We start from the raw sequence: 24,621 nt of genomic DNA, 5'->3' as shown, positions 1-24,621 counted from the left end.
TTCTAGCGCAGCGGGGCGATGGGGCCGTCAGGGGAGATCAGGCGCTGCTGGAGCATCTGCTCGACGTAGCCCGCCACCTGCTCCTCCGTCAGCCGGCGGTAGCCGTCGGCGTCGATCACCGAGACGATCGGCCAGATCTTGCGCGTCACGTCCGGGCCGCCGGTCGCCGAGTCGTCGTCGGCCGCGTCGTACAGCGCCTGGATCAGCGTCATCACCATGTCGTCGGCCGAGGCCCCGTCGCGGTAGAGCTTCTTCAGCGCGCCACGCGCGAAGATCGAGCCGGACCCGATCGCGTCGAACCGGTCACGCTCGTACGGGCCGCCCGCCACGTCGTAACTGAAGATCCGCCCCTCGTCGCGGTCGGGATCGTAGGCCGCGAACAACGGCACCACCACGAGGCCCTGCATCGCCATGCCCAGGTTGCCGCGGATCATCGTGGCCAGGCGGTTGGCCTTGCCCGCCACGGACAGCGTGCGGCCCTCCATCTTCTCGTAGTGCTCCAGCTCCACGCGGTAGAGCCGGGCCATCTCGATGCCGGTGCTGGCCGTGCCGGCGATGCCCATGCAGGAGTAGTCGTCGGCCCGGAACACCTTCTCCACGTCACGCTGGGAAATGATGTTGCCGGACGTCGCCCGCCGGTCGCCCGCCATCACCACACCGCCGGCGAAGGTCGCCGCCACGATCGTGGTCGCGTGGGGAACCTGGTCACCGATCGGGGTGGCGAGGACCTTGTCACGCTGCGGCAGCAACTCAGGCGCGTACGCCGCGACGAACTCCGTGAACGAGGAACTCCCGGTGTTGTGGAAAAGCTGGTTCACCAAGCCGGCGGGCAGATCCCTGTGCGATGCCACGCGACTCCCTCCCAAAGGTCAGTGTTCCTAGAGCGACACTACTCATGTTGTGTTGCTGTCTGCACTTCCCACGATCAGCTCACGGCGAACCGGTCACCAGATCGTTTCTTTACACTCGCCAGACGTCCGCATCGTCCCTCGGCCCGCCCCGCCGGCCCCCGGCAGGCGATACTGGCACCATGACGGGGCCCGAGGAGTCCGGGCGGGACTGGGTCCTGCACGTCGACCTCGACCAGTTCATCGCCGCCGTGGAGCTCCTGCGCCACCCCGAGCTGCGCGGCAGGCCCGTCGTCGTGGGCGGCTCCGGCGACCCCACCCGCCCGCGCACCGTGGCCGCCACCGCCACCTACGAGGCGCGCGCGCACGGCATCCGCTCCGGCATGCCGCTGCGCACCGCCCTGCGGCTGTGCCCCGAGGCGGTCTTCCTGCCCAGCGACAGACCCGCCTACGAGGCCGCCTCCGAACAGGTCATGGCGACGCTGCGCGGCTTCCCCGTCCGGGTCGAGGTCTGGGGGTGGGACGAGGCGTTCATCGGCGCCCGCACCGACGACCCCGAAGCCCTCGCCGCCGACCTGCGGCGCGCCGTCCTCGCCGCCACCGGCCTGTCCTGCTCCGTCGGCATCGGCGACAACAAGCACCAGGCCAAGCTGGCCTCCGCCTTCGCCAAACCCGCCGGCGTCCACCGGCTCACCACCGCCACGTGGGCGCAGGAGATGTACGAGCGGCCCACGGACGCCCTGTGGGGCATCGGGGCCAAGACCGCGCGCAAACTCGCCGGCCTGGGCCTGCGCACGGTCGCCGATCTCGCCGCCGCCGACCCCGCCGACCTGGCCCGCCACTTCGGCCCCGTCAACGGACCCTGGCTGCACCACCTCGCCCACGGCAGAGGCGAGTCCGAGGTGGCCACCACCCCGTGGGTGCCGCGCGGCCACAGCCGCGAGACCACCTTCCCCCAGGACCTCACCGACCCGTCCGCCGTCAGCGGCCATGTCGCCGCACTCGCCCGGCAGGTCGCCGCCGACGCCTCCGACGCCGGACGCGCCGTCGTCCGCGTCTCCGTCAAGGTGAGGTTCGCCCCGTTCCTCACCCGCACGCGCCAATCACGGCTCCCGGCGCCCACCACGGACCCCGACGAGCTGACCCGCGTCGCCCTCGCCGTCCTCGGCCGGTTCGACCTCACCCGCCCCGTACGCCTGCTCGGCGTCGCCGTCGAGTACGCCCCACCGGGCGACGAAGCGACCTCCTACACCCTGACCGCCCTCGAATAGAACGCCGGGCGCTCCCGCGCCTCAGCCGGCGCGTGACGCCGCGACAGATGGAGGGCAGGCAGGTCCGCGTCCGGGCCACCTCGTCGGCGGCCGGCGCGGTGGCGGCGGTCGACGAACGTGCCCGGGATGACCCGGCGGATGGCGCACAGGCCGCCCTGCTCGGCCGGTATGCGCTCGAAGTCGTCCTCGGTGCCGCAAGAGTGGTGTATGAGCGTGTGGCAGGGCTTACGCGTGGCCGGGGAGGCGGGGCTTGCAGTGCCGCGCCCGGCCGTCGGCCAGGCTCTGGTTGCGCCCGAACTCGGAGAGCGCCGTGGCCTCCCCACAGTCCGGGCACCGCTTCATGCCCTCGTCGCTTTCCACGGCCTTGTCTCAATTTTTCCGGTCTGTTCTGCCTACTGGCCGCCCTTTTGGACGTAGCTGCGCACGAACTCCTCCGCGTTCTCTTCGAGAACTTCGTCGATCTCGTCCAGGATCGCGTCGACATCGTCGGACAGCTTCTCCTGGCGCTCCTGAACGTCGGACGCCGCCGACGCCTCGGTCTCCTCGACGTCGCTGTCGCGCCGGCCGGCCTGCTTCTGGCCTCCGGTGTCCCTGCTCGCCATGTCGTACCTCCACTCGGGGGACTGCCTCTTGAGGCTTATCTTCCCCGAACCGGACGACATTTCGCGCCGATCGGCAGGCGATCTTGCCGGTTTGTCTAGATAGCTGTACTATCCAATGCGTTCGCGCTGCTCTGCCTGGAGGTTCACGTGTCCCCCGCTTCCCTCACCATGGCCGGTGTGCTGCTCATCACCGTGCCGACGATCGCCTTCGGCGGCGTCACCTTGCTGAAGTTCCTCATGCGGGGCGTCCCGGGCTACATCGACAACCCCGTGCGGCGCGGCCTGTGGCGCGCCGGGCACGCCCACGCGGGCGTGCTGGTGCTGTTCAGCCTGGTGGCCATGCTCTACGTGGACCAGACCGGCCTGCCGGAGGGCCTGAAGTGGCTGGTGCGCCTGCTCGTCGTGGCGGCGCCCATCCTCATGCCCCTGGGCTTCTTCCTGTCGGTCATCCGGCCGTCCGACACGAGGCCGAGCCGCCTGATCGGGCTCACCGTGGCGGGCGGGGCCTGCCTGGCGGTGGGCGCGCTGACGCTGGGCGTGGGGCTGCTGATCTGAGAGCGGTCACGCCGGAGATCGGCGAACGGCGCCCCGGACGGGTTCCGGGGCGCCGTTCGCGTACGCGCGGAGAGGTCAGTCGCCGCCGGTGAGGGCCGCGACCAGGTCGGCGGCGGTGCGGCAGCGGTCGAACAGCTCGCCCACGTGGGCCTTCGTGCCGCGCAGCGGCTCCAGGGTGGGGACCCGCTGCAGGGACTCGCGGCCGGGGATGTCGAAGATGACGGAGTCCCAGGAGGCGGCGGCGACGGATTCGCTGTACTGACGCAGGCAGCGCCCGCGGAAGTAGGCGCGGGTGTCGGTCGGCGGGTTCTCCACGGCCCGCTGGACCTCGTCCTCGGTGACGAGGCGCTGGATGCGGCCGCGGGCGACGAGGCGGTTGTACAGGCCGCGGTCGGGCCGGATGTCGGAGTACTGGAGGTCCACGAGCTGGAGCCTGGAGTGGGACCAGGGCAGGTTGTCGCGGGTGCGGTAGCCCTCCAGCAGTTCCAGCTTGGCGACCCAGTCGAGCTCGCGGGACAGCTGCATGGGGTCCTCGGCCAGGCGGGTGAGCACGGACTCCCAGCGGTCGAGGATGTCCTTGTTCATCTCCTCCTGTGCGGTGCCGCGCTCCTCGACGTACTTGCGCGCCTGGTCGAGGTACTCCATCTGGAGCTGGACGGCGGTCAGCCGGCGGCCGTCGCGCATGGAGATCTCGTAGCGGCAGGTGGGGTCGTGGGAGACGGCGCGCAGCGCCTGGACCGGGTTGTCCACGGCGAGGTCGCGGGTGATGAAGCCGTCCTCGATCATGGCGAGGACGAGTGCCGTGGTGCCGAGCTTCAGATAGGTGGAGATCTCGGACATGTTGGCGTCGCCGATGATGACGTGCAGCCGCCGGTACTTCTCGGGGTCGGCGTGGGGTTCGTCGCGGGTGTTGATGATGGGCCGCTTGAGGGTGGTCTCCAGTCCGACCTCGACCTCGAAGAAGTCGGCGCGCTGGCTGATCTGGAAGCCCTCGCCGCGTGAGTCCTGACCGATGCCGACCTTGCCGGCGCCGGTGACGACCTGGCGGCTGACGAAGAAGGGGGTGAGGTGGCGGACGATGTCGGCGAACGGGGTGGCGCGCCGCATCAGGTAGTTCTCGTGACAGCCGTAGGAGGCGCCCTTGGCGTCGGTGTTGTTCTTGTAGAGCTGGATGGGCGCGTTGGACGGGATGGCGGAGGCGCGCTGCGCGGCGTCGTACATGACGCGTTCGCCGGCCTTGTCCCAGATGACCGCGGCGCGGGGGTTGGTGCACTCGGGGGTGGAGTACTCGGGGTGGGCGTGGTCGACGTAGAGGCGGGCGCCGTTGGTGAGGATGACGTTGGCCAGGCCGAGGTCCTCGTCGGTGAGCTGGCTGGGGTCGGCGACCTCTCGTGCGAGGTCGAAGCCGCGGGCGTCGCGGAGGGGGTTCTCCTCCTCGAAGTCCCAGCGGGCCCTGCGCGCACGTGCCGCCGAGGCCGCCAGGTAGGCGTTCACCACCTGCGAGGAGGTCACCATCGCGTTGGCGCCCGGCTGACCTGGTACGGAGATGCCGTACTCGGTCTCGATGCCCATCACCCGACGCACCGTCATGCAACACCCTCTGTTCGTCCGGATCTGCCTATCCGCCGTTTATATGCCCGAGCCTATGCCCTTCACAGTGCCCCAGGGTCACAGAGTTATGGCACCGACGCCTTTTCGACCTGTACGGCCGGGGCCGGGTGGGCCGCTGCTGTGCGGCGGGGCCTGAGGAGACGCTGGATCGGGCGTTCGGCAAAGGTGTAGACGAGATACGACAGGACGATCGCCGCCAGCGCGGTGACGGTGGCGGTGAGCCAGGGCGGGAGGGCGCCGGTGAGCCGCGGGACGAGCGCGACGGCGACGGCGGAGTGGAGCAGGTAGAGGGGGTAGGTGGTCGAGCCGAGCGCGGTGAGGACCTTGGAGGGTCTGAGCCGGAGGAGGCCGAGCGCGACCAGCGCCATCACGGCGAAGACGACCGTGATGGTGACGATCACGGAGACGTCGGTGACGGGCATGTTCTTGAAGCCGGCGACCTTGATGCGGCCGTGGACGCGTTCGAGTGCGGCGTGGAGGGACATCGCCCAGCCGGCCACGACGTAGAGCCAGGGCAACCAGGCGCTGCCGTGCTTGTGGATGAGGTAGAGGGCCATGCCGGCGACGAAGTACGGGGCGTAGCGCGGCATGACGATCTCGTTGAGGAGGTCGTTGCCGAGCAGTTCGGCGCCGAGCGCGGCGGCGAGCCAGAGGCCGCCGAGGACGAGCACGCGTCCGTAGGTGACGCCGATGACGACGAGGACCGCCATGATCAGGTAGAAGCGCAGCTCGGCCCAGAGCGACCAGTAGACGCCGGCGGCGTCGGTGACGCCGAACAGCCGCTGGAACATGGTGGCGTTGACGGCGTAGTCGCCGGGGCTGAGTCTCGGGTCGAGCGCCTTGGCGTCGGTGAGGCCGTACAGGGCCGCGACGGCGGCCAGGCTCAGCCAGTACGCCGGGTAGAGGCGGACGAGCCGGGACCGGGCGAAGGCGCCCAGCGAGCGGCCCCACGCGCTCATGAGGATGACGAAGCCGCTGATGACGAAGAACAGCTCGACGCCGAGGATGCCGAGGCCGGCGAAGGGCGCGGCGGCGGGGAACAGCTCGGCGGGCCGCTCGCCCCACACGGAGGCGTAGGCGACGAGGTAGTGGAAGGCGAGCACGGCCAGGGCGGCGACGAACCTCAGCAGGTCGAGCTCCGCCAGCCTGCCGTCTCCTCGGGTGCCTCGGGTTCCTCGGGCGCGGCGCGGCCGGTGGTGGTGATGCACGCCCTTTGGACGTCGCGACGATCACTTCGGTTCCCGCCAGTCACAGCTTTCACACGCCATGTCCGGATTTTGGCTCGGGGCGGGAACGCGAGAGGGCCGCGCGGGTGGATCCGCGCGGCCCTCTTCGAGGTGACGAGGTCGCGATTACAGGTACTGGCCGGTGTTGGCGACGGTGTCGATGGAACGGCCGGCCTCGGCGCCCTGCTTGCCGGAGACGAGGGTGCGGATGTAGACGATCCGCTCGCCCTTCTTGCCGGAGATGCGGGCCCAGTCGTCGGGGTTGGTGGTGTTGGGCAGGTCCTCGTTCTCGGAGAACTCGTCCACGCAGGCCGTGAGCAGGTGCTGCACCCGCAGGCCCTTCTGGCCGCTCTCGAGGAACTGCTTGATGGCCATCTTCTTGCCCCGGTCGACGATGTTCTGGATCATCGCGCCGGAGTTGAAGTCCTTGAAGTAGAGGACTTCCTTGTCGCCGTTGGCGTAGGTCACCTCGAGGAAGCGGTTCTCCTCGCTCTCGGTGTACATGCGCTCGACGACGCTCTGGATCATGCCGTGGATGGTCGCCTCGCGGGAGCCGCCGTGCTCGGAGAGGTCCTCCGGGTGCAGCGGGAGGTCCGCGACGAGGTACTTGGAGAAGATGTCCTTGGCCGCCTCGGCGTCCGGCCGCTCAATCTTGATCTTGACGTCCAGGCGGCCGGGCCGCAGGATCGCCGGGTCGATCATGTCCTCGCGGTTGGAGGCGCCGATGACGATGACGTTCTCCAGTCCCTCGACGCCGTCGATCTCCGACAGCAGCTGCGGGACGATGGTGTTCTCGACGTCGGAGGACACGCCCGAGCCGCGGGTGCGGAAGATCGAGTCCATCTCGTCGAAGAACACGATGACGGGAGTGCCCTCGGAGGCCTTCTCCCGGGCCCGCTGGAAGACCAGGCGGATGTGCCGCTCGGTCTCGCCGACGTACTTGTTGAGCAGCTCGGGGCCCTTGATGTTGAGGAAGAAGCTCTTGCCGGACTGGCCGGTCTTCTCCGCGACCTGCTTGGCCAGGGAGTTGGCGACCGCCTTGGCGATGAGCGTCTTGCCGCAGCCGGGAGGGCCGTAGAGCAGCACGCCCTTGGGCGGGCGCAGCTGGTGCTCGCGGAACAGGTCGGCGTGCAGGTAGGGCAGTTCGATGGCGTCGCGGATCTGCTCGATCTGCCGGGACAGGCCGCCGATCTCCTCGTAGGAGATGTCGGGGACCTCCTCCAGGACGAGCTCCTCGACCTCGGACTTGGGGATGCGCTCGTAGACGTAGCCGGAGCGGGGCTCCAGCAGAAGGGAGTCGCCGGCTCGGATCGGCTGGCCCACCAGCGAGTCGGCCAGGCGGACCACGCGCTCCTCGTCGGCGTGCGAGATGACCAGGGCGCGCTTGCCCTCGTCGAGGAGCTCCTTGAGCATGACGATCTCGCCGACCTCTTCGTAGCCGAGGGCCTCGACCACGTTGAGGGCCTCGTTGAGCATGACCTCCTGGCCACGCCGCAGCGAGTCGACGTCGACGGCCGGGCTGACGTTCACCCGCAGCTTGCGGCCGCCGGTGAACACCTCGATCGTGCCGTCTTCGCGGGCCTCCAGGAAGGTGCCGAAGCCGGATGGCGGCTGCGCCAGCCGGTCGACCTCCTCCTTGAGGGCGACGATCTGGTCCCGTGCCTCCTTCAACGTGGCGACCAGGCGCTCGTTCTGGCCGGTGACGGCCGCGAGGTTCGCCTGCGCCTCGTGAAGGCGCTCTTCGAGGACTCTGGCCTGACGGGGTGACTCGGCCAGCTTCCGCCTCAGCGCGGTGATCTCCTCCTGCAGGAAGGAGACCTGTGTTGAAAGATCAGCGACCTCCCGTTCGCGCTGCGCGGCTCGAGCCTCTGCATCATCGCGAGCTGCCACGCCCCGTCACCTCCTTCCCAGTCGAGGGCGACTACTTAGGACCTTACCTATCTCGGGCCCCTCCGTAACCTGGCCGGGCAGTGTTCGTAGAGTGACATTCAGTGTTCGGTGAATAATCCTCGATTGTGCGTTTAATCCTGCCAGCGCGGTAACCCGGCGGCTTGTTCCCGTCTCACGCACCAAAGAAGCCTCGTGGCCGAATTGTCATAGTTCTTCGGTGGTTCCCTTCGGTCGTCGGCGACGTGGCGGGGGTGTGACGCCGTCCGCCATGCGGCGGGCGGTGACGAGGAACCCCGTGTGGCCGATCATCCGGTGATCGGGCCGTACGGCGAGTCCTTCGACATGCCAGTCGCGAACCAGGGTCTCCCACGCATGGGGCTCCGTGAAACTCCCGTGATCGCGGATAACCTCGACGGTCTTGGACATCTGCGTGGTCGTCGCCACGTAGCAGCAGATCACTCCCCCGGGCGTCAGCGCCTTGGCGGCGGCGTCCACGCACTCCCACGGGGCCAGCATGTCGAGGATGACGCGGTCGACGTCGACCTCGTCGATCGAGGCGACGAGGTCGCCGACGACCAGCCGCCAGTTGGCCAGCGGGCCGTCCTCCTCGGTGCCGAAGAACTTCTCCACGTTGCCGCGGGCGACGTCGGCGAAGTCCTGGCGGCGCTCGTAGGAGGTGACGTGCCCCTCGGGGCCGACGGCCCGCAGCAGGAAGCAGGTCAGCGCGCCCGACCCGACCCCCGCCTCGATGACCCGGGCGCCCGGGAAGATGTCGGCCATGCCGACGATCATCGAGGCGTCCTTCGGGTAGATCACCGCGGCGCCGCGCGGCATCGCCAGGGTGTAGTCCTGCAGCAGGTGCCGGAACGCGAGGTACTGGGTGCCGCCCGAGGAGCGCACCACGGAGCCCTCCGGCTGCCCGATCAGGTCGCTGTGCGGGATGGCGCCCTTGTGCGTGTGGAAGACGCCGTCCTGCTTGAGCGTGAACGTGTGACGCTTGTTCTTGGGGTCGGTGAGCTGCACCTGATCCCCCACCTGGAACGGCCCATGCCTGCGGAAACCCATGGCGGCAAGGTTATAGGGCTTTCGACCGGCCTCTGACGCGCGATATGTATGGGTCATGCTGCCTCGTGCCGTCCTGTCCACCGGATCCCTCGTCCTGCGCGCGCCCGAGGAGGCCGACGTGGAGGCGATGACCGCCACGTGCGGCGACCCGGTGACCGCGCGCTTCCTGCCCGTGCTGCCGACCCCGTACACCGAGCAGGACGCCCGCGACCACCTGGCCGTGGCGGCGCGCACGTGGGAGGAGGGCGGCGCCGAGTTCACCGTCGCCGAGAACGGCGCCTACGCCGGGGCGGTGCGCGTGTCGCCGCCCGACCGGTGGGGCGCGGTCGAGATCGGCTACCTGGTCGCGCCGTGGGCGCGGGGCAAGGGCGTGGCCACGGCGGCCGTGCGGGCGGTGACCCAGTGGCTGTTCGACCAGGGCGTCCACCGGGTGGAGCTGAAGGCGGAGGTGGAGAACCTCTCGTCGCTGCGGGTGGCGCTGAAGGCCGGCTTCCGGGAGGAGGGGCGGCTGCGCGACGCGCGGGAGACGCGTGACGGGCGGCTGACCGACCTCGTCCTGTTCGGGCGGCTGGCGCTGGACGCGGGCGAGGAGGCGCCGTCGTACCTGCCGCCGTTCGAGGGCGGCGAGCTGACCGACGGCGTGGTCCGGCTCACGCCCATGGAGGTCGGCGACGCCCGGGACTTCCAGCGGATGATGGCCGAGGCCAGCACGGTGGTCTACGCGGTGGGCCCGGTGGCCACGCTGGAGGAGATCGAGCGGCGCTGCCGCAACACCGGCTACTGGTGGGTGACCGGGCAGCGGATCGAGCTGGCGATCCGCGACGCCGCGTCCGGGGCGTTCGCGGGGCACGTGCAGCTCATGCAGGTGACGCCGGTGATGGGGCAGGCCATGGTGGGCTACTCGCTGCTGGAGGAGTTCCGCGGCCGCGGCCTCATGACGCGCTCCGTACGGCTGCTGGTGGACTGGGCGTTCGCGCACACCCCGCTGCACCGGGTCACGGCCGGCACGAACGCGGCCAACGAGGCGTCGCACGCCGTGCTGCGGCGGGCCGGGTTCGAGAAGGAGTGCGTGCACCGGGAGCTGTTCCTGACGCGGGACGGCACGCGGGCCGACGACGTCCACTGGGTGCGGCTGCGGTCCCGCCCGGCGTCGCCCGCCCTCGCCCGGTGAGGCCGGCACGCGCTTTCCGCGGGAGCACGCCGCGGTTGGCAGAAATCGGTCTTTCCCGTTGAGGTCTGGTCAACGGGCGGGTCTCGGAGAATACTCCGGGTCACCGCACCCGTAGATCGCGTGACCAAGAACGCGATCTCTCACCCTCCCACGGAGGGAACGTCGATGCCTGGCAACCGCGCTCATGTCACCGTGCACGAACTCATCCGCTCGTTCGCCTGCCCGGACGCGGCGGCGCTGGCCGACCTGCTGGCCCACGCCGCGGCCTCCCTCTCCGGCACCGGGTACGCCGGACTCGTCCGGGTGGACCCGCTGCGGGAGACCGCCCACGCCGTCCACGTCCACGCGCCGCCCGGCGACCCGTCGCGGGTGCTGCCCTGGCTGGCCGGGTCGGGGGTGCTCAAGCTCCTGACCGCGTCGGACCGGCCGGTGCGCCTGCCGCGGGACGTCCCGGCGGGCGAGCCGGGATTCCTGGCGTCCCCGGTGCCGCTGGCGGTCCGCGAGCACCTGCGGCTGTGGGTGGCCGGGCGGGACTTCGGCGACCATGACGAGCACCTGCTCAGCCGGCTCGCCACCGCCGGGGGCCGCGCCCTGGAGGCGGCCAGCGGGCTGGACGCGGCCGCTCGGCTGCTGCGCGGGGTGCACGCCTTCGGCGAGGGCCACCCGGCCGCCTCACGCTGACCAGGGCCGCCACGCCGCCGGCGCGCGGTGAGAACGGGCGGGCGCCCCTGCGACGCCCTTCACGCCACCTCCGGCTACGGGCCTTTCACGTCACGTCGCGCTGCGGACCTGCAGGTCACGTCCCAGATGCGGGCCCTGCACGTCACGGCGCGCTGTGGGGGCCGCCGTCTCGCGTTGGAGCACGCGCGGAAGACGTGCGGAAGCGCGCGGAAGACGCCCGGGAGCGTGCGTGGAAGACGCCCGGGAGCGTGCGTGGAAGACGCCCGGGAGCGTGCGTGGAAGACGCCCGGAAGGAGCGTGCCCCGAAGGCGCGTGGAAGGCGCGTGCCAAGGAGCACGCGCTGGGGAATGCGCGCCGGGACGACGAGGCCCGCGCGACCTGAAGTGGTCGCGCGGGCTCGGTGACCGGAGGCGTCCGCCGATCGGAAGGTCGCCACCCGCCGGAAGGCCGCCCGCCGGAAGGCCTGCCGTCGGCCGGAAGGTCTGCCGTCGGTCGACACGTCCCGCTGCTGCCGGTCCGAAGGTCCGCCGCGCGTTGCCGTGTCTGCCGCCGGTCCGAAGGCCGGCTTGCTGCCAAGTCGGCGGATCGCTGCCAGTAGACCGCTGTCAGTCGGTCGGCCGCTGTCTGTTCGAGAGATCGCCGGCGGTCGTGGGACCGCCGGCGATCCAGGCGGTCAGGTGCGGTGGGGCTCGAAGCGCATCGTGCGGGACACGCCCACCCGGACCGTGGTGCCGGGCGCGATCGTGACCGGCTCGTTCGGCGGGATGTCGTAGAAGTTGGGGTCGCCCGGCGGCTGGATCTGGGTGCCGTTGACCGAGCCGAGGTCGACCAGGTTGACGTCCCAGCCGTCGAGCGCCACCCGCAGGTGGCGGCGCGAGACCGAGCCGTCGGGGCTGGTGACCTTGGCGGGACGGGCCGAGCCGCCGGCCACCTCGGGGGCGCGCTCGGGGTCGCGGCCGAGGAGGTAGTCGCTCTCCAGCGGCAGCGTCGTGCCGTCGTCAAGGACGAGGACCCCGAGCGACGGGCGCGGCCCCTTGTACGGGACGAGGGTGCGCTGCACCAGGGCGATGCCGCAGACCGCGCAGTAGGGCGAGCGCGGGTCGTTGAAGTGGTCGTTCTTGCAGTCGACGCCGTAGACGAGCGGACGGTCGCCGTGCTCGGGCTGCTCCTGGCCGCCGTGCTGGCCCGGTCCGGGCTGGCCCGGCTGCTCGTACCCGGGCGGGCCGGACTGGTCGTACCCGGGCTGACCGGACTGCTCGTACCCCGGCTGACCGGACTGGTCGAATCCGGGCGGGCCGGCCTGCTCGTATCGGGGCTGACCGGACTGGTCGTACGGGTCCGGGTGGTCGCCCGAGGGCGGGCCGGAGGGCTGGGCGGGCTCGAAGTAGTCGGGCACGGCCGACAGGTGGGGGCCGGGCTGCGGCTCGGGCGGCCCCGGCTGCTCGTACGGCTCGCCGGCGCCGTTGGGCGTGTGGGCGGGCTCGTCGTAGCTGGGGTAGCCGCCGGGCTGCGGCTGCTCGTGCAGCGGCTGGAACGGCGAGGCGGGCGACTGCTCGGCGGGCGGCGGCGGGAAGCCGAGGGACGCCCCGGTGCCCGCGGGCTCCGGAGAGGGGGCGGCCTGCGGCCCGGAGGGCGGCCCGGGCTGGAAGCCGGGGCCCTGCGGCGCGGCAGCCGGCGGCTGGTCGCCCGACATCGGGTAGGGCGGCAGGTTCACCGGGGCGCGCTCGGGGGCGGGCGGCTGGATGAGGTCGGGCTCCATGTGCAGCGCGGTGTTCGGCAGCTCGCTGGTGAGCTGCCGGGCCGGGGCGGGCGCGGCCTGCTCGCCGAGGTCGCCGAAGTCGCCGGACAGGCCGCCGCCGTGGACGACGCCGCCGTCGAAGCGGACGGCGGGATGCGGGGTGCCGGCGCCGGGCAGGGTGAGCTCCACGCGCTCGACGGGGCCGGCGATGAGCCGGTCGGCCCAGGTCAGCGAGTCGCTGCCAGCCAGGCGGGTATCGCCGTCGGCGGTGGTGATGACGGCGGCGGCCGAGCCGCTGACGAGGACGGCGACGCCTCCGCCGCCGACCGGTCCGGCCACCGCGCAGGTGGCGGGGTCGCCCGTCATGTTGGCGGCGAGCACCTGGGCCGCGCGCCTGGCGAGGGCCCGGCCGTCGCCGCCGGAGGCGGCCGTCGAGCGCAACGCCTCAAGCAGGTCGTCCGCGGCGGCCTCACCCGCGTCGCAGACCAGCAGCAGCCCGCCGAGGCAGGCGACGAGGCCGTCGCCGGGGAGCGGACGCACCACGCCGAAGCCCTGGTCGGTCATGAGTCCTCCTTCACGCCGACGGTGGTGCGCTGACGCTCAACGGTGCCCTCGCTGCGCTCGGTCACTCAACTCTCCTCCCCGGAAGCCGGCGATATTACGGCACCCGCACTGCCGTGCTGGCCACCAGCCTTACGCGTCCCAGCGGCGGGGAGCGCCACGGCGAGGCGGTGCCGATCCGTCGGATCGTCGGGCCGCGGCGAACCCCTCCGGTCTGTGAGTTCGGCCAAACGGAACACTATCGGCCAGCCGTCGCTTCCTCGAACCGCCGGGGGTGGGATCCGGGCCGGCGCGCATCCGGCCTGATCACCAGTTACGACACTAGCCGGGGGCTGCCGGTTATTCGAGTAGGACAAATCAGACGCACCCTCAGAAGATCCCGCCCGACCGGGCGAAGCGCACCAGAACCGTCCAGGGAAACCGTCCGGGAGAGCCGTGGCGAACCGGCCGCGCGGGACGTCACCGCCGTTCTGGCGCCCAGGGACCGGCCGCCCCGCCGGCGGACGGCGGCGGGGGCAGGCGGGCGGGCGGGGGCGGCAGAGAGCAGAGGGCAAGGGGCAGGCGGACCGAGGGCAGAGAGCGGAGGGCAGGGGGCAAGGGGGCAAGGGGGCAAGGCGGGCCCGGGGGCAGAGGGGGCAAGGCGGGCCCGGGGGCAGAGGGCAAGAGGGCAGGGGTGGGGTCAGACGCCGGTGAAGACGCGGTTGACGTCGGAGGTGGCCAGGACGCCGTAGATCTCGCCGTTGCTCTCGACCAGGAGGTACTCCCCCGCCGGGGTCTCGCGCATGGCGTCGATGAGCGGCTCGCCCGTCAGGTCGGCGGCGAGGATCATGGACGGCTCCAGCGACTTGGCCAGCGAGGCGACGGTCACCCAGGGACGGCGGTGCTCCGGGGTGGCCTGCACGGCGGCCTCGTTGACGATCGCGACGGGCCGGCCGTCGTGGTCGACGACGACGAGCGCCCCGGCCCGCCGCTCGCCGGCCTGGCGCAGCGCCTCGGCCAGCGGCACGTCGCCGGCGACGGGGATCGCCCGCCGGGCCAGGGAACGGGCGTCGACCTGCGGGATGCGGGCGCGGATGCGGGCCACGCGCAGCGACTGCGAGGCGCCCATCCAGATGAAGGAGGCCAGCACCAGCGGCCAGATCATGCCGGTGAAGTCCATGCCCTGCCCGCCCCACGCGGCCATGGCGAGCGACGCGGCGACGAGCAGCACGGCCAGGACCCGGCCGCCCCAGGCGGCGGCGACGGTGCCGGTGCCGGGCTTGCTGGTGAGCTTCCACACGCCGGCGCGCAGCATCCGGCCGCCGTCGAGCGGCAGGCCCGGCAGCAGGTTGAAGACGCCGACGATGAGGTTGGAGATCCAGAGTTGCCAGATCAGCTGCTGAGGGATGCCGCCGCCGGTGACGAGGTATATGTCGGCGAGCAGGCCGGCGCCGCCCAGCCCCAGCGAGAGCGCGGGCCCCGCCGCGGCGACCATGAACTCCTTGCCCGGCGTGGGCGGCTCCTTCTCGATCTCGGACACGCCGCCGAGCAGGTAGAGGGTGATGCGCCGCACCGGCAGGCCGTACGCCTTGGCCAGGACGCTGTGGGCCAGCTCGTGCAGCAGCACCGACACGTACAGCAGGACCGCGAAGACGAAGGCGACGGCGTAGGCGGCGGGCGCGTCGAGCTCGGGCAGCGCGTTGCGCACGTTCTTGCCGTACATCCACGTGATGAAGGCGGCGACGATGAACCAGGTCCAGGAGACGTACACCGGGATGCCGAACGGCTTTCCCATCCTCAGGCCCGAGAACTCCTGCTGGGGGCTCTGCTCGCTCACCGAACTCCTCGCCGTCCGTCATGGGATGTCGCTGCCTCGATGCTACGCGCCGGACGGGGTGATCCCGCTTTCCCCGTCGCGGTTCTGTCGGAGGAGTGACCTAGAGTGCGGTGCATGACGTTGACCGATCCGGTGATCATCGGAGCTCTCTCCCCGTCCCGGGCGGGCGACTTCATGACCTGTCCCCTCCTCTACCGGTTCCGCGTGGTCGACCAGTTGCCGGAGCGGCCGTCGCCGGCGGCCGTGCGCGGCACGGTGGTCCACGCCGTGCTGGAGCGCCTCTACGACCTGCCCGCCCCGGCCCGCTCCGTCCAGGCGGCCCTGGAGCTGCTGGAGCCGCAGTGGCTGCGGCTGCTCGACGAGGAGCCGCAGTACGCCGAGATGTTCGCCGACGAGGCCGAGCAGGGGGAGTGGCTGGCGCAGGCGCGGGCCATGCTGGAGCGCTACTTCACGCTGGAGGACCCGACCCGGCTGGAGCCGGCCGAGCGGGAGCTGTACGTCGAGGCGGTGCTGGAGGGCGGGCTGATGCTGCGCGGCTACGTCGACCGGCTCGACGTCGCGCCGAGCGGCGAGGTGCGGGTGGTCGACTACAAGACGGGCAGCGCGCCCGGGCCCGACTTCGAGGCGAAGGCGCTGTTCCAGATGAAGTTCTACGCGCTGGTGCTGTGGCGGCTGCGCGGCGAGGTGCCGAGGTTACTGCAGCTCGTCTACCTGGGCGGCAAGGGCGAGGTGCTGCGGTACGCGCCGGACGAGGCCGACCTGCTGGCCACCGAGCGCAAGGTGCGGGCGCTGTGGGAGGCGATCGAGCGGGCGCTGCGGTCGGGCGAGTGGCGGGCGCGGCGCAGCCGGCTGTGCGACTGGTGCGACCATCAGGCGCTGTGCCCGGAGTTCGGCGGCACGCCGCCGCCGGTGCCGGCCCGCGAGCCGGGCGACACCGTCCGCCGCAACCGCCGCGCCGCGACGGACGAGCTGTAGAGGTTCCGGGTTCTCGTCGTCACGGCACAGCCGGCGTCACGCGCACGCGCCGACGCCGGCGGGCCTCCGTCATGGCCGGTCGTGAGGGCTCACGGGGTGCTCGCCGTGACGGCGCGCATCCTTGGCCGCCTCCGTGGTCACGACCCCGGCCCGGGCCCGGGCTCCGGCCTCGCCGCCCCCGCCGCCACGCGCCCGTGACCTCTCCGGCCATGGGAGCGGGAGGGCGCCGGTTCCTCCCGTAGGAGGAGGTCGGCCGGGGTGGGGCGGCCTTACAGTGGCAGGCACCCCGCCGGTGGAGGCGGGGCGGAGCAGTGACGGCACGCGGGGAGGCTCGAACGTGTCCCAGGGGTGCACGCCCCGCCGGCGCCCCCCGGGGCGTCCCTTGACCGTCCGCGGCCCGGGGTCGCCTGCCCGGCGCGGCGGCGGGCGGGTCCCGCTCGGCGGCACGACGGGCCGCCTCGGGAGCCGTCCGTGAGGGTGTGGGGGCGGCCGCGCCTGCTGCTGGTGCGTGACGCCCTGCTCGCCGTGCTCGTGGCCGCCGTCTCGCTGACGCTGCTCACCTTCTGGGGTCCGGGGGCGCGCGGCGTGCCGGTGCAGGGGCTGCGGGAGCCGGACGCGCTGGGCGTCGTGCTGGTGCTGCTGGCGTGCGTGCCCGTCGCGGTGCGCCGGCGGTGGCCGCTGACCGGCCTGTGCGCGGCCCTGGTGCCCGAGACGGCGCTGGAGGGCCTCGGGTACGGCACGGGCCTGACGGGGGCGGCCGGGCTGGTGATGCTGTACTCGGTGGCCGCCTATCGGGGGCTGGCGGTGGCGCTGGGCGCTCTGGCGCTGGCGCTGGCGCTGTACGCGGCGTCCGCGGCGGCGGGGGCCGGCGCGCCGGTGGCCTGGAGCGACCACCTCGTGGTGGTCGTGGCGCTGGTGGCGGTGTGGGGCGTGGGGCGGAGCCTGCGGCTGCGCCGCGCGTACATGGAGGAGCTGAGGGACCGGGCGGCGCGCCTGGAGCGGGCGCGCGCGGCCGACCGGCGGGCGGCCCGGGCCGAGGAGCGCTCCCGGATCGCGCGTGAGCTGCACGACGTGGTCGCCCACCACGTGAGCGTGATGACCGTCCAGGCGTCGGCGGCGCGCCGGGTGCTGGCCTCGGATCCCGGCCTGGCGGGCGAGGCGCTGACGGCGATCGAGGAGACCGGGCGGATGGCGCTGACCGAGATGCGGAACATCGTCGGGGTGCTGCGGGCGGGCGCGCGGGCCGAGCTGGGGCCGCAGCCGGGCACGCGGGACCTGCCGGCGCTGGTGGAGCAGATGCGGGAGGCGGGGCTGGCGACGGGGCTCACGGTGGAGGGCGTGCCGGGGGCGGTGCCGGCGGGCGTGGACCTGGCGGCGTACCGGCTGGTCCAGGAGGGGCTGACGAACGCGCTGCGGCACGCGGGGGCGGGCGCGACGGCGCGGGTGACGGTGCGCTACGAGCCGCACGAGCTGGACGTCCGCGTCGAGGACGACGGGCGCGGCCCGCACGACGGCGGTGCCGACCGGAACAGCGCCGGCCGGAACGGCGACGACGGGAACGGCGACGACGACGCCGGGGTCATGGAGGCGGAGACGCGGGCGGGCAGGGGGCATGGATTGGTGGGGATTCGCGAGCGTGTCGCGCTCTATGGTGGAATTCTCAGCATCGGCCCGAGGCCGGGGGGCGGTTTCGAGGTGCGGGCGAGGTTCCCGCTGAAGGACGGACAATGACGATCAGGGTGCTGCTGGTGGACGACCAGCCGCTGCTGCGCACGGGGTTCCGCCTGATCCTCGAGGCCGAGCCGGACATCACGGTGGTGGGGCAGGCCGGCGACGGCAAGGACGCCCAGGAGCAGACCCGGGCCCTGCTGCCGGACGTGGTCCTCATGGACATCCGCATGCCTGGTGTCGACGGCATCGAGGCGACCCGCCGGATCGTGCGGGAGGCGGCTCCGGGGTCGCACGTGCCGAAGGTGCTGGTGCTGACGACGTTCGACCTGGACGAGTACATCGTGGAGGCGCTGCGGGCGGGGGCGTCGGGCTTCCTGTTGAAGGACGTGCCGCCGGACGAGCTGGTGCAGGCGATCCGGGTGGTGGCGGCGGGCGACGCGATCGTGGCGCCCAGCGTGACCCGGCGTCTGCTGGACCGGTTCGCGGCGCGGCTGCCGGCGGCCTACGAGCAGCCCGCCCCGGCGCGGCTGGACCGGCTGACCGAGCGGGAGCTGGAGGTGCTGCGGCTGATCGCCAAGGGCATGTCCAACGCGGAGATCGCGGCCAAGCTCGTGGTGAGCGAGACCACGGTCAAGACGCACGTGGGCAACGTGCTGACCAAGCTCGGGCTGCGCGACCGGGTGCAGGCCGTGGTGCTGGCGTACGAGACGGGGCTGATCACTCCCGGCGCGTTGTCCTGACTGTCCGGCTTCCGGCCGGCTGACCGCACGCGAGGCCGACTGACGGCACGTGAGGCCGACTGACGGCACGTGAGGCCGGCTGACGGCACGTGAGGCCGGCTGACGGCATGCGACAGCCCGCCCCCGGGCTTGCCGGAGGCGGGCTGTCGGTGGGTCAGGCGGTGACCGGCTCGTCCTTGCCGGCCGCCGGCACGTCCGGGGTGCCGGGGGCGTTCTCCGGGAAGTGGCAGGCGACGCGGTGGCCGCTCGCCAGCTCCGCCAGCGGCGGCTCGACCTTCTTGCAGATCTCCTGCGCCTTCCAGCAGCGGGTGTGGAAGCGGCAGGCGGGCGGCGGGTTGAGCGGGCTCGGCACGTCGCCGGTGAGGCGGATGCGCTCGCGCCCGGCGCGGCCCCGGGGGTCGGGCACCGGGACGGCCGACAGCAGGGCGTTGGTGTACGGGTGCATGGGCGTCGCGTACAGGCTCTTGCGGTCGGCGATCTCGACGATCTTGCCCAGGTACATGACGGCCACGCGGTCGCTGATGTGGCGGACCACCGACAGGTCGTGCGCGATCACCACGTAGGTGAGGTCGAGCTCGTTCTGCAGGTCCTCCAGCAGGTTGACCACCTGCGCCTGGATGGAGACGTCGAGCGCCGAGACCGGCTCGTCGGCGATGATGAGCTTGGGCTTGAGCGCGAGCGTGCGGGCGATGCCGATGCGCTGCCGCTGGCCGCCGGAGAACTCGTGCGGGTAGCGGTTGTAGTGCTCGGGGTTGAGCCCGACGAGTTCGAGGAGGTCCTGGACGGCCTTCTTGACGCCGTGCTCGGTCTGGACGCCCTGGATGCGGAACGGCGCGCCGACGATGGCGCCGACCGTGTGGCGGGGGTTCAGCGACGAGTACGGGTCCTGGAAGATCATCTGCATGTCGCGCCGGAGCGGCCGCAACCGGCCCTGGCTCATGTGCGTGATGTCGCGGCCCTCGAACATGACCTGGCCGCCCGTGGGCTCCAGCAGCCGCGTGACCAGCCGGCCGGTGGTGGACTTGCCGCAGCCGGACTCCCCCACCAGGCCGAGCGTCTCGCCCTTGTAGACGTCGAAGCTGATGCCGTCGACGGCCTTGACGGCGCCGACCTGGCGCTGGAACAGGCCCTTGGTGACGGGGAAGTGCTTCTCCATGTCGCGGACGGACAGCAGCGGCTCGCCCTGCCGGGCGGGCTGGGTCGCGTCCTGCGTCGCGGGCTGGGTCTGTGGCTCGGTCACGGGGTCTCCAGCGCTGGCTTGATCTCGTTCTCCCACAGGGCGCGCCGCTCGGCCGGGCTCATGTGGCAGCGCACCAGGTGGCCGCCCTCGGTCTCGGCGAGCGCGGGCGCCACGGTGCGGGCCTTGTCGCCGGTGCGCTCGGCGTACGGGCAGCGCGGGTGGAAGGCGCAGCCGGGCGGCACGTTGATGAGCGACGGCGGGCTGCCCTTGATCGGGAGGAGCCGTTCGGTGGGCTCGCGGTCGAGACGGGGCATCGACCCCAGGAGACCCCAGGTGTAGGGGTGCTCGGGACGGTAGAAGATGTCGTCGGCCGAGCCGTACTCGATGCACTTGCCGCCGTACATGACGAGGATGTCGTCGGACAGCTCGGCGACCACGCCCAGGTCGTGGGTGATGATGATGAGCGCGGAGTCGAACTCGCGCTGCAGGTCGCGCATGAGGTCGAGGATCTGGGCCTGCACGGTGACGTCGAGCGCGGTGGTCGGCTCGTCGGCGATGAGCAGCTCGGGGTCGCACGACAGCGCCATGGCGATCATGGCGCGCTGGCGCATGCCGCCGGAGAACTCGTGCGGGTAGGAGTCGACGCGGCGGCCGGGCTCGGGGATGCCGACGCGACCCAGCATGTCGATCGCGTGCTTCTTCGCCACGGCCTTGGAGACCTTGTTGTGGATGCGGTAGGCCTCGATGATCTGGTCGCCGACGGTGTAGAAGGGGTGCATCGCCGACAGCGGGTCCTGGAAGATCATCGCCATCTTCTTGCCGCGCAGGCCGCGCACGTGCTCCTGCGAGGCGCCGACGAGCTCCTCCCCGTCGAGCCAGATCTCGCCGGAGATGTTCGCGCCGCGGCCCTTGTGCAGGCCGAGGATGCCCAGGCTGGTGACCGACTTGCCGGAGCCGGACTCGCCGACGATGCCCAGCGTCTTGCCGCGTTCGAGGCTGAAGGTCACGCCGTCCACGGACCTGACCAGGCCGTCGTCGGTCGGGAAGTGGATCTTCAGGTCTTTGACGTCGAGAAAGGGGCTCACGCCAGCCTCACCCTCGGGTCGACGACCGCGTAGAGCAGGTCGACGATCAGGTTGGCCAGGATGATGAAGGCCGCCGCGATCAGCGTGACGCCCATCACCTGGGGGAGGTCGTTGTTGCTGATGGCGTCGACGGCGTACTTGCCGATGCCGGGCAGCGAGAACGTGCTCTCGGTGAGCACCGCGCCGCCGAGCAGCAGTCCGAGGTCGAGGCCGAACATCGTGAGCACGGGCGTGAGCGTGGCGCGCAGGCCGTGCTTGAGCACCACGACCCGTTCGGCCAGGCCCTTGGCCCGGGCCGTGCGGATGTAGTCCTCCGACATCGTCTCCAGCATGCCGGCGCGGGTGAGCCGGGCGTAGCCGGCCGCGTACAGGAAGGCCAGCGTCACCCAGGGCAGGATCAGGTTGTTGGCCCAGGTGAGCGGGTCCTCGGAGAACGGCACCCAGTCGGCCACGTCGCCGACCAGGCCGAGCTGGTCGCGGAAGATGGCCAGGGACACGATGCCGGTGAAGAAGATCGGCAGCGAGACGCCGGCCAGGGCGATGCCCATGGACAGGCGGTCGAAGAAGCTGCCCCGCCGCAGCGCGGAGACCACGCCGGTCGCCACGCCGAAGATGACCCACACGACGGCCGCGCCGAGCGCCAGTGACAGCGTGATGGGCAGCCGGTTGAGGATGTCGGGCAGGACGGGGTTCTGGGTCACGTACGAGTAGCCCAGGCAGGGGGCCGGGCAGTGCTCGACGCCGGGGCCGTAGTTGCGGTCGACACCGGTGAAGATGCCCTTGACGAACCGCCCGTACTGCACGATGACCGGGTCGTTGAAGCCGAGCCGGATGGCCGTGTCGTGGATGACCTGGGCGTTGGCCGCCTTGCCCACGTACCGGGAGGCGAGGTCGTCAGCAGACATGCCAGCGAGCCGAGGCACGAGGAAGAAGATGGCGAACGTCGCGATGCTCACCACGAAGAGCAGCATGACGGCCGCTATCAACCGTCTGACAATGTATGTGAACACTGATCTCGGCCACGGCGGCCGGGCCTTGTGGGCCCGGCCGCCCAAGCCTTCACCTGCTTTCGACGGACGTTCCGGCGGGACTGCCGGCCGGGTGCTACTGGGTGCTCAGCGTGAGGAACTCGTACATGCCCCAGTTCTGGCTGACGAAGACGTTCTTCAGTGTGGGCGGCCGGTAGAACAGGCCGTGCGCCCACACGTAGGGCAGGATGAAGGCCGAGTCCATGACCTGCTTGTCGACCTGGGCCCAGATGGCGCCGCGCTTGGTGGCGTCCGTCTCGGCCGCCGCCTGGTCGATCAGCTCGTCGATCTTGGGGTCCTTCACGCCGAGGTTGGTGTTACCGGCGGGACGGATGACCCGGCTGTCCACGATCTGCTGGAAGAAGCCGAAGCCCTCGGGGTAGTCGGCGCCCCAGCCGTAGACCATGAGGCCCAGGCCGTTCTTCTTGGCGAAGTCGGGCTTGCCGGCGTACAGCTTGAAGTAGTCACCCTGCGGGTAGCCCTTCAGGTCCAGCTTGATGCCCACGCGGCCGAGCGACTGCTGCAGCGCCTCGGCGGTCTGCTTCTCGGCGGCGCGCTCGTTGCGGAAGGAGATGGTGGTGCTGAAGCCGTTGGGCTGGCCGCAGGCCGCCAGCTCCTCCTTGGCCTTCGCGACGTCGCCGGCCGGGTTGGCCTCGACGCCGTACGGGTCGATCTTCTGGTAGCCGGTCATCTTCGGCGGCATGAGGCTCAGGGCGACGTCGCCACCGGCGTCGGGGCCGCCGTAGGCGCCCTGGATGGCCGAGCGGTCGGCCGCGTAGAGGACCGCCTTGCGGCAGTGGATGTTGTCGAACGGCTTGACGTCACCGTTGATGTTGGTGAACCAGGTCCGGTCGATCAGGGCCGAGTCGGCGTACTGCTTGACCTTGTCGTCGGTCAGGACCGTCTTGCGGGCGTTGGCCGCGACGCCGGTGCTGTTGACCTTGACGTCGATCTTGCCGGACAGCAGGCGCTGGTCGAGGTCGTCCTCGTTCTGGCCGAGCAGCACCTCGATGGAGTCGTTGAGCTGCTTGCGGTTCGGGTCGGTCGCCGCGTCCCAGTTCGGGTTCTTCACGAGCTCGATGCGCTTGGTGAGCTCGTGCGCCTTGAACATGTAGGGGCCGGTCGAGACCGGGTGCTCCTTGTACTTCGAGCCGGTGTCCTTGGCCTCGGGCACGGGGGCCGTCTGCGGGAGCATGGCGAAGTAGTCGAAACCGCCGTACGCCTTCTTCAGGTGGAAGACGATCGTCCGGTCGTCGGGCGTCTCGATGCCCTTCCAGTCGTCGAGCTTGCCCTTCATCTTGTACGGGCCGGTGTAGTCGCCCGTGTCGAGCCAGTCGTTGAAGTAGGTGGGGCCGCTGGGCAGGATGTCCTTGTCCAGGGAGCGGGCCACGGCGTACTTCACGTCCTTGGACGTCACCGGGGTGCCGTCCTCGAACTTGACGCCCTCGCGCAGCTTGTACGTCCAGGTCTTGCCGCCGTCGCTGGGCTTGCCCAGGTCCTCGGCGAGGTCGCCGACGAGCTGGAGGCCCTCCTCGCCCGGCACCGGCTTGAACATGGTCAGCGCGCGCGTGTAGAAGCGGGCGAAGTTCCACGCGTAGCCGTAGTACATGTCGCCCGGGTCGACCGAGTCGAAGTCACCGGGCATGCCCATCCGGAGCGTGCCGCCGGTCTTCGTCGACGGGTTGACGACCTGCGTCACCGCCGCGTTGTACTGACTGGCGGGCGCCGCGTCGCCGCCGCCGGTGGAGCTCTTGGAGCCACCGCCGCCGCCACCGCACGCGGAGGCGAGCAGGGCGAGGGCGGCGGTCACCGCGACCGCCGACGCAGTTGATCTTATCTTCATCGACCTGACACACCCCTTGATCTGGGAGTTCGTAGCACTTGCGGGAACCTCACGAGGTCTAGCGCGCCTTGGGATCGAAGGCGTCCCTGAGGCCGTCACCGAGCAGGTTGAACGCCAGCACGGTGACGAAGATCGCGAGACCGGGGAAGAGCATGAAGTTCGGGGCGACGTCGTAGTTGTGGACGGCCTCGGCGAGCATGCCTCCCCACGTCGGGGTCGGCGGCCGCACGCCCACGCCCAGGAAGGACAGCGCGGCCTCGAAAAGGATGTTCGACGGGATCAGCAGCGTCGAGTAGACCAGGATCGGCGCGATCAGGTTGGGCAGGATCTCCTTGAACAGGATCACGTGGTTGCGCGCGCCGAGGCTGCGGGAGGCGTCGACGAACTCGCGTTCTCGCAGCGAGAGGGTCTGCCCCCGGATGATGCGGCCGATGTAGGGCCAGTTGAAGAAGCCGATGATGAACACCAGCAGGCTGATCCGGAGCGTGTCGCCCGACATGCCGAACGCCTTGTCGGGGATCACCCCCGCCAGTGCCAGTGCGAACACCAGCAGCGGGAAGGCCAGGAAGATGTCCATGGCCCGGCTGATGATGGTGTCGATCCAGCCGCCGAAGAAGCCGGCGATCATCCCGAGCACGGTGCCGAGCACCACGCAGAGCAGGGTCGCGAAGAACGCGATCAGCAGGGAGATGCGCGCTCCGTACAGGATGCGGCTGAACAGGTCGCGGCCGGTGGTCGGCTCGACACCGAACAGGTAGTCCCAGCTGATGCCGCCGAACGCGCCGATCGGCGCCTGGATGGCCGGGTCGATCTTCTCCCGGTGCCACTCGGCCGGTGGGTGGCCGAGCCAGGACACGATGAGCGGCGCGAAGATCGCGATCAGGATGAGCAGCACGATGACGATGCCGCCGGCCATGGCGACGCGATCGCGCCTGAGGCGCATCCAGGCGATCTGACCGAGGGAACGCCCCCGGATGGCTGAAGACCCCGCCCCTTCAAGAACGGTCTCCGGTCCGGCCTCGACAGCCGATTCCGGCAGATCGAGCGGTGCGGTCATGCCAGTA

21 protein-coding genes are annotated in these 24,621 nt (G+C 71.3%); 7 read left to right on the top strand and 14 right to left on the bottom strand.

Translation table 11 applies throughout. The features are described from left to right. Positions 1 to 2: 2 nt before the first annotated feature. Positions 3 to 851 carry a proteasome subunit beta gene (gene prcB / locus HT134_RS16710; RefSeq protein ID WP_175601305.1) on the bottom strand — a complete coding sequence of 283 codons (849 nt, stop codon included), beginning with the start codon at positions 849 to 851 and terminating at the stop codon, positions 3 to 5. Positions 852 to 1,030: 179 nt separating this feature from the next. Between prcB and HT134_RS16705 the strand changes: the two genes are divergently transcribed. Next, on the top strand, positions 1,031 to 2,119 hold the full coding sequence (locus HT134_RS16705; protein WP_175601304.1) for a DNA polymerase IV: 1,089 nt from the start codon (positions 1,031 to 1,033) through the stop codon (positions 2,117 to 2,119). Between the two features lie 225 nt (positions 2,120 to 2,344). Here the strand turns inward: HT134_RS16705 and HT134_RS46990 are convergent, their stop codons facing one another. Next, positions 2,345 to 2,479: a hypothetical protein gene (locus HT134_RS46990; protein ID WP_281387533.1), complete on the bottom strand. Its 135-nt coding sequence runs from the start codon at positions 2,477 to 2,479 to the stop codon at positions 2,345 to 2,347. Between the two features lie 32 nt (positions 2,480 to 2,511). Next, entirely contained in the window at positions 2,512 to 2,721 is a 210-nt protein-coding gene (locus HT134_RS16700) for a ubiquitin-like protein Pup (protein ID WP_175601303.1), read from the bottom strand. 147 nt (positions 2,722 to 2,868) lie between these two features. On the opposite strand from HT134_RS16700, the gene HT134_RS16695 reads away from it, so the two are divergent. Further along, positions 2,869 to 3,276: a hypothetical protein gene (locus HT134_RS16695; protein ID WP_175601302.1), complete on the top strand. Its 408-nt coding sequence runs from the start codon at positions 2,869 to 2,871 to the stop codon at positions 3,274 to 3,276. Positions 3,277 to 3,351: 75 nt separating this feature from the next. Here HT134_RS16695 and dop read toward each other — a convergent pair whose 3' ends face one another. From dop to HT134_RS16675, 4 genes are all read right to left on the bottom strand, one after another. Beyond that, positions 3,352 to 4,866 (bottom strand): depupylase/deamidase Dop, encoded by a 1,515-nt coding sequence (gene dop / locus HT134_RS16690; protein WP_217707963.1) that lies wholly within the window; start codon positions 4,864 to 4,866, stop codon positions 3,352 to 3,354. 86 nt (positions 4,867 to 4,952) lie between these two features. Continuing rightward, positions 4,953 to 6,095 carry an acyltransferase family protein gene (locus HT134_RS16685; protein WP_175601301.1) on the bottom strand — a complete coding sequence of 381 codons (1,143 nt, stop codon included), beginning with the start codon at positions 6,093 to 6,095 and terminating at the stop codon, positions 4,953 to 4,955. Positions 6,096 to 6,239: 144 nt separating this feature from the next. Beyond that, complete coding sequence (gene arc / locus HT134_RS16680; protein WP_175589533.1) at positions 6,240 to 8,003, bottom strand: proteasome ATPase; 1,764 nt, start codon at positions 8,001 to 8,003, stop codon at positions 6,240 to 6,242. 204 nt (positions 8,004 to 8,207) lie between these two features. Then, a complete protein-coding gene (locus tag HT134_RS16675; RefSeq protein ID WP_175589534.1) occupies positions 8,208 to 9,068 on the bottom strand; it encodes a tRNA (adenine-N1)-methyltransferase in 861 nt (286 codons plus the stop codon). 55 nt (positions 9,069 to 9,123) lie between these two features. On the opposite strand from HT134_RS16675, the gene HT134_RS16670 reads away from it, so the two are divergent. Together HT134_RS16670 and HT134_RS16665 are read left to right on the top strand one after the other, a co-directional pair. Beyond that, positions 9,124 to 10,239, top strand: a complete 1,116-nt coding sequence (locus tag HT134_RS16670; RefSeq protein ID WP_175601300.1) for a GNAT family N-acetyltransferase — start codon at positions 9,124 to 9,126, stop codon at positions 10,237 to 10,239. 192 nt (positions 10,240 to 10,431) lie between these two features. Beyond that, positions 10,432 to 10,920, top strand: a complete 489-nt coding sequence (locus HT134_RS16665; RefSeq protein ID WP_175601299.1) for a hypothetical protein — start codon at positions 10,432 to 10,434, stop codon at positions 10,918 to 10,920. 673 nt (positions 10,921 to 11,593) lie between these two features. Here HT134_RS16665 and HT134_RS16660 read toward each other — a convergent pair. After that, positions 11,594 to 13,222, bottom strand: a complete 1,629-nt coding sequence (locus HT134_RS16660) for an FHA domain-containing protein (RefSeq protein ID WP_175601298.1) — start codon at positions 13,220 to 13,222, stop codon at positions 11,594 to 11,596. Positions 13,223 to 13,898: 676 nt separating this feature from the next. Next, positions 13,899 to 15,035, bottom strand: a complete 1,137-nt coding sequence (locus tag HT134_RS16655; RefSeq protein WP_312888167.1) for a site-2 protease family protein — start codon at positions 15,033 to 15,035, stop codon at positions 13,899 to 13,901. Between the two features lie 114 nt (positions 15,036 to 15,149). On the opposite strand from HT134_RS16655, the gene HT134_RS16650 reads away from it, so the two are divergent. From HT134_RS16650 to HT134_RS16640, 3 genes are all read left to right on the top strand, one after another. Continuing rightward, positions 15,150 to 16,010, top strand: a complete 861-nt coding sequence (locus tag HT134_RS16650; protein WP_175601297.1) for a RecB family exonuclease — start codon at positions 15,150 to 15,152, stop codon at positions 16,008 to 16,010. A 471-nt stretch (positions 16,011 to 16,481) separates the two neighbouring features. Further along, positions 16,482 to 17,741 (top strand): sensor histidine kinase, encoded by a 1,260-nt coding sequence (locus tag HT134_RS16645; protein ID WP_175601296.1) that lies wholly within the window; start codon positions 16,482 to 16,484, stop codon positions 17,739 to 17,741. Beyond that, entirely contained in the window at positions 17,738 to 18,421 is a 684-nt protein-coding gene (locus HT134_RS16640) for a response regulator (RefSeq protein ID WP_175601295.1), read from the top strand. Before HT134_RS16645 ends, HT134_RS16640 begins: the two co-directional genes overlap by 4 nt. Before the next feature lie 154 nt (positions 18,422 to 18,575). Here HT134_RS16640 and HT134_RS16635 read toward each other — a convergent pair whose 3' ends face one another. The 5 genes from HT134_RS16635 to HT134_RS16615 all read right to left on the bottom strand — a co-directional run bounded on the left by HT134_RS16635 (position 18,576) and on the right by HT134_RS16615 (position 24,614). Beyond that, complete coding sequence (locus HT134_RS16635; protein ID WP_246364543.1) at positions 18,576 to 19,577, bottom strand: ABC transporter ATP-binding protein; 1,002 nt, start codon at positions 19,575 to 19,577, stop codon at positions 18,576 to 18,578. Between the two features lie 80 nt (positions 19,578 to 19,657). Beyond that, a complete protein-coding gene (locus HT134_RS16630; RefSeq protein WP_175601293.1) occupies positions 19,658 to 20,686 on the bottom strand; it encodes an ABC transporter ATP-binding protein in 1,029 nt (342 codons plus the stop codon). Continuing rightward, positions 20,683 to 21,696 carry an ABC transporter permease gene (locus HT134_RS16625; RefSeq protein ID WP_175601292.1) on the bottom strand — a complete coding sequence of 338 codons (1,014 nt, stop codon included), beginning with the start codon at positions 21,694 to 21,696 and terminating at the stop codon, positions 20,683 to 20,685. Before HT134_RS16625 ends, HT134_RS16630 begins: the two co-directional genes overlap by 4 nt. A gap of 94 nt (positions 21,697 to 21,790) precedes the next feature. Continuing rightward, positions 21,791 to 23,557, bottom strand: coding sequence for an ABC transporter substrate-binding protein (locus tag HT134_RS16620; protein WP_175601291.1), 1,767 nt, complete (start codon positions 23,555 to 23,557; stop codon positions 21,791 to 21,793). Between the two features lie 58 nt (positions 23,558 to 23,615). After that, positions 23,616 to 24,614: an ABC transporter permease gene (locus tag HT134_RS16615; protein WP_175601290.1), complete on the bottom strand. Its 999-nt coding sequence runs from the start codon at positions 24,612 to 24,614 to the stop codon at positions 23,616 to 23,618. Positions 24,615 to 24,621 lie beyond the last annotated feature (7 nt).

Origin of the sequence: Nonomuraea rhodomycinica, from assembly GCF_013363995.1 — a bacterium.
GTDB classification, from domain to species: Bacteria; Actinomycetota; Actinomycetes; order Streptosporangiales; family Streptosporangiaceae; genus Nonomuraea; species Nonomuraea rhodomycinica.
This window is presented reverse-complemented; position numbering and strand designations above follow the sequence as displayed.

Bases quoted from the DNA above. Each gene is read 5' to 3' on its own strand.
- HT134_RS16705 (WP_175601304.1), top strand. From the start codon at position 1,031: ATGACGGGGCCCGAGGAGTCCGGGCGGGACTGGGTCCTGCACGTCGAC.
- HT134_RS16700 (WP_175601303.1), bottom strand. From the start codon at position 2,721: ATGGCGAGCAGGGACACCGGAGGCCAGAAGCAGGCCGGCCGGCGCGAC.
- dop (WP_217707963.1), bottom strand. From the start codon at position 4,866: ATGACGGTGCGTCGGGTGATGGGCATCGAGACCGAGTACGGCATCTCC.
- HT134_RS16675 (WP_175589534.1), bottom strand. From the start codon at position 9,068: ATGGGTTTCCGCAGGCATGGGCCGTTCCAGGTGGGGGATCAGGTGCAG.
- HT134_RS16670 (WP_175601300.1), top strand. From the start codon at position 9,124: ATGCTGCCTCGTGCCGTCCTGTCCACCGGATCCCTCGTCCTGCGCGCG.
- HT134_RS16660 (WP_175601298.1), bottom strand. From the start codon at position 13,222: ATGACCGACCAGGGCTTCGGCGTGGTGCGTCCGCTCCCCGGCGACGGC.
- HT134_RS16650 (WP_175601297.1), top strand. From the start codon at position 15,150: ATGACGTTGACCGATCCGGTGATCATCGGAGCTCTCTCCCCGTCCCGG.
- HT134_RS16640 (WP_175601295.1), top strand. From the start codon at position 17,738: ATGACGATCAGGGTGCTGCTGGTGGACGACCAGCCGCTGCTGCGCACG.
- HT134_RS16635 (WP_246364543.1), bottom strand. From the start codon at position 19,577: ATGGAGAAGCACTTCCCCGTCACCAAGGGCCTGTTCCAGCGCCAGGTC.
- HT134_RS16620 (WP_175601291.1), bottom strand. From the start codon at position 23,557: ATGAAGATAAGATCAACTGCGTCGGCGGTCGCGGTGACCGCCGCCCTC.
- HT134_RS16615 (WP_175601290.1), bottom strand. From the start codon at position 24,614: ATGACCGCACCGCTCGATCTGCCGGAATCGGCTGTCGAGGCCGGACCG.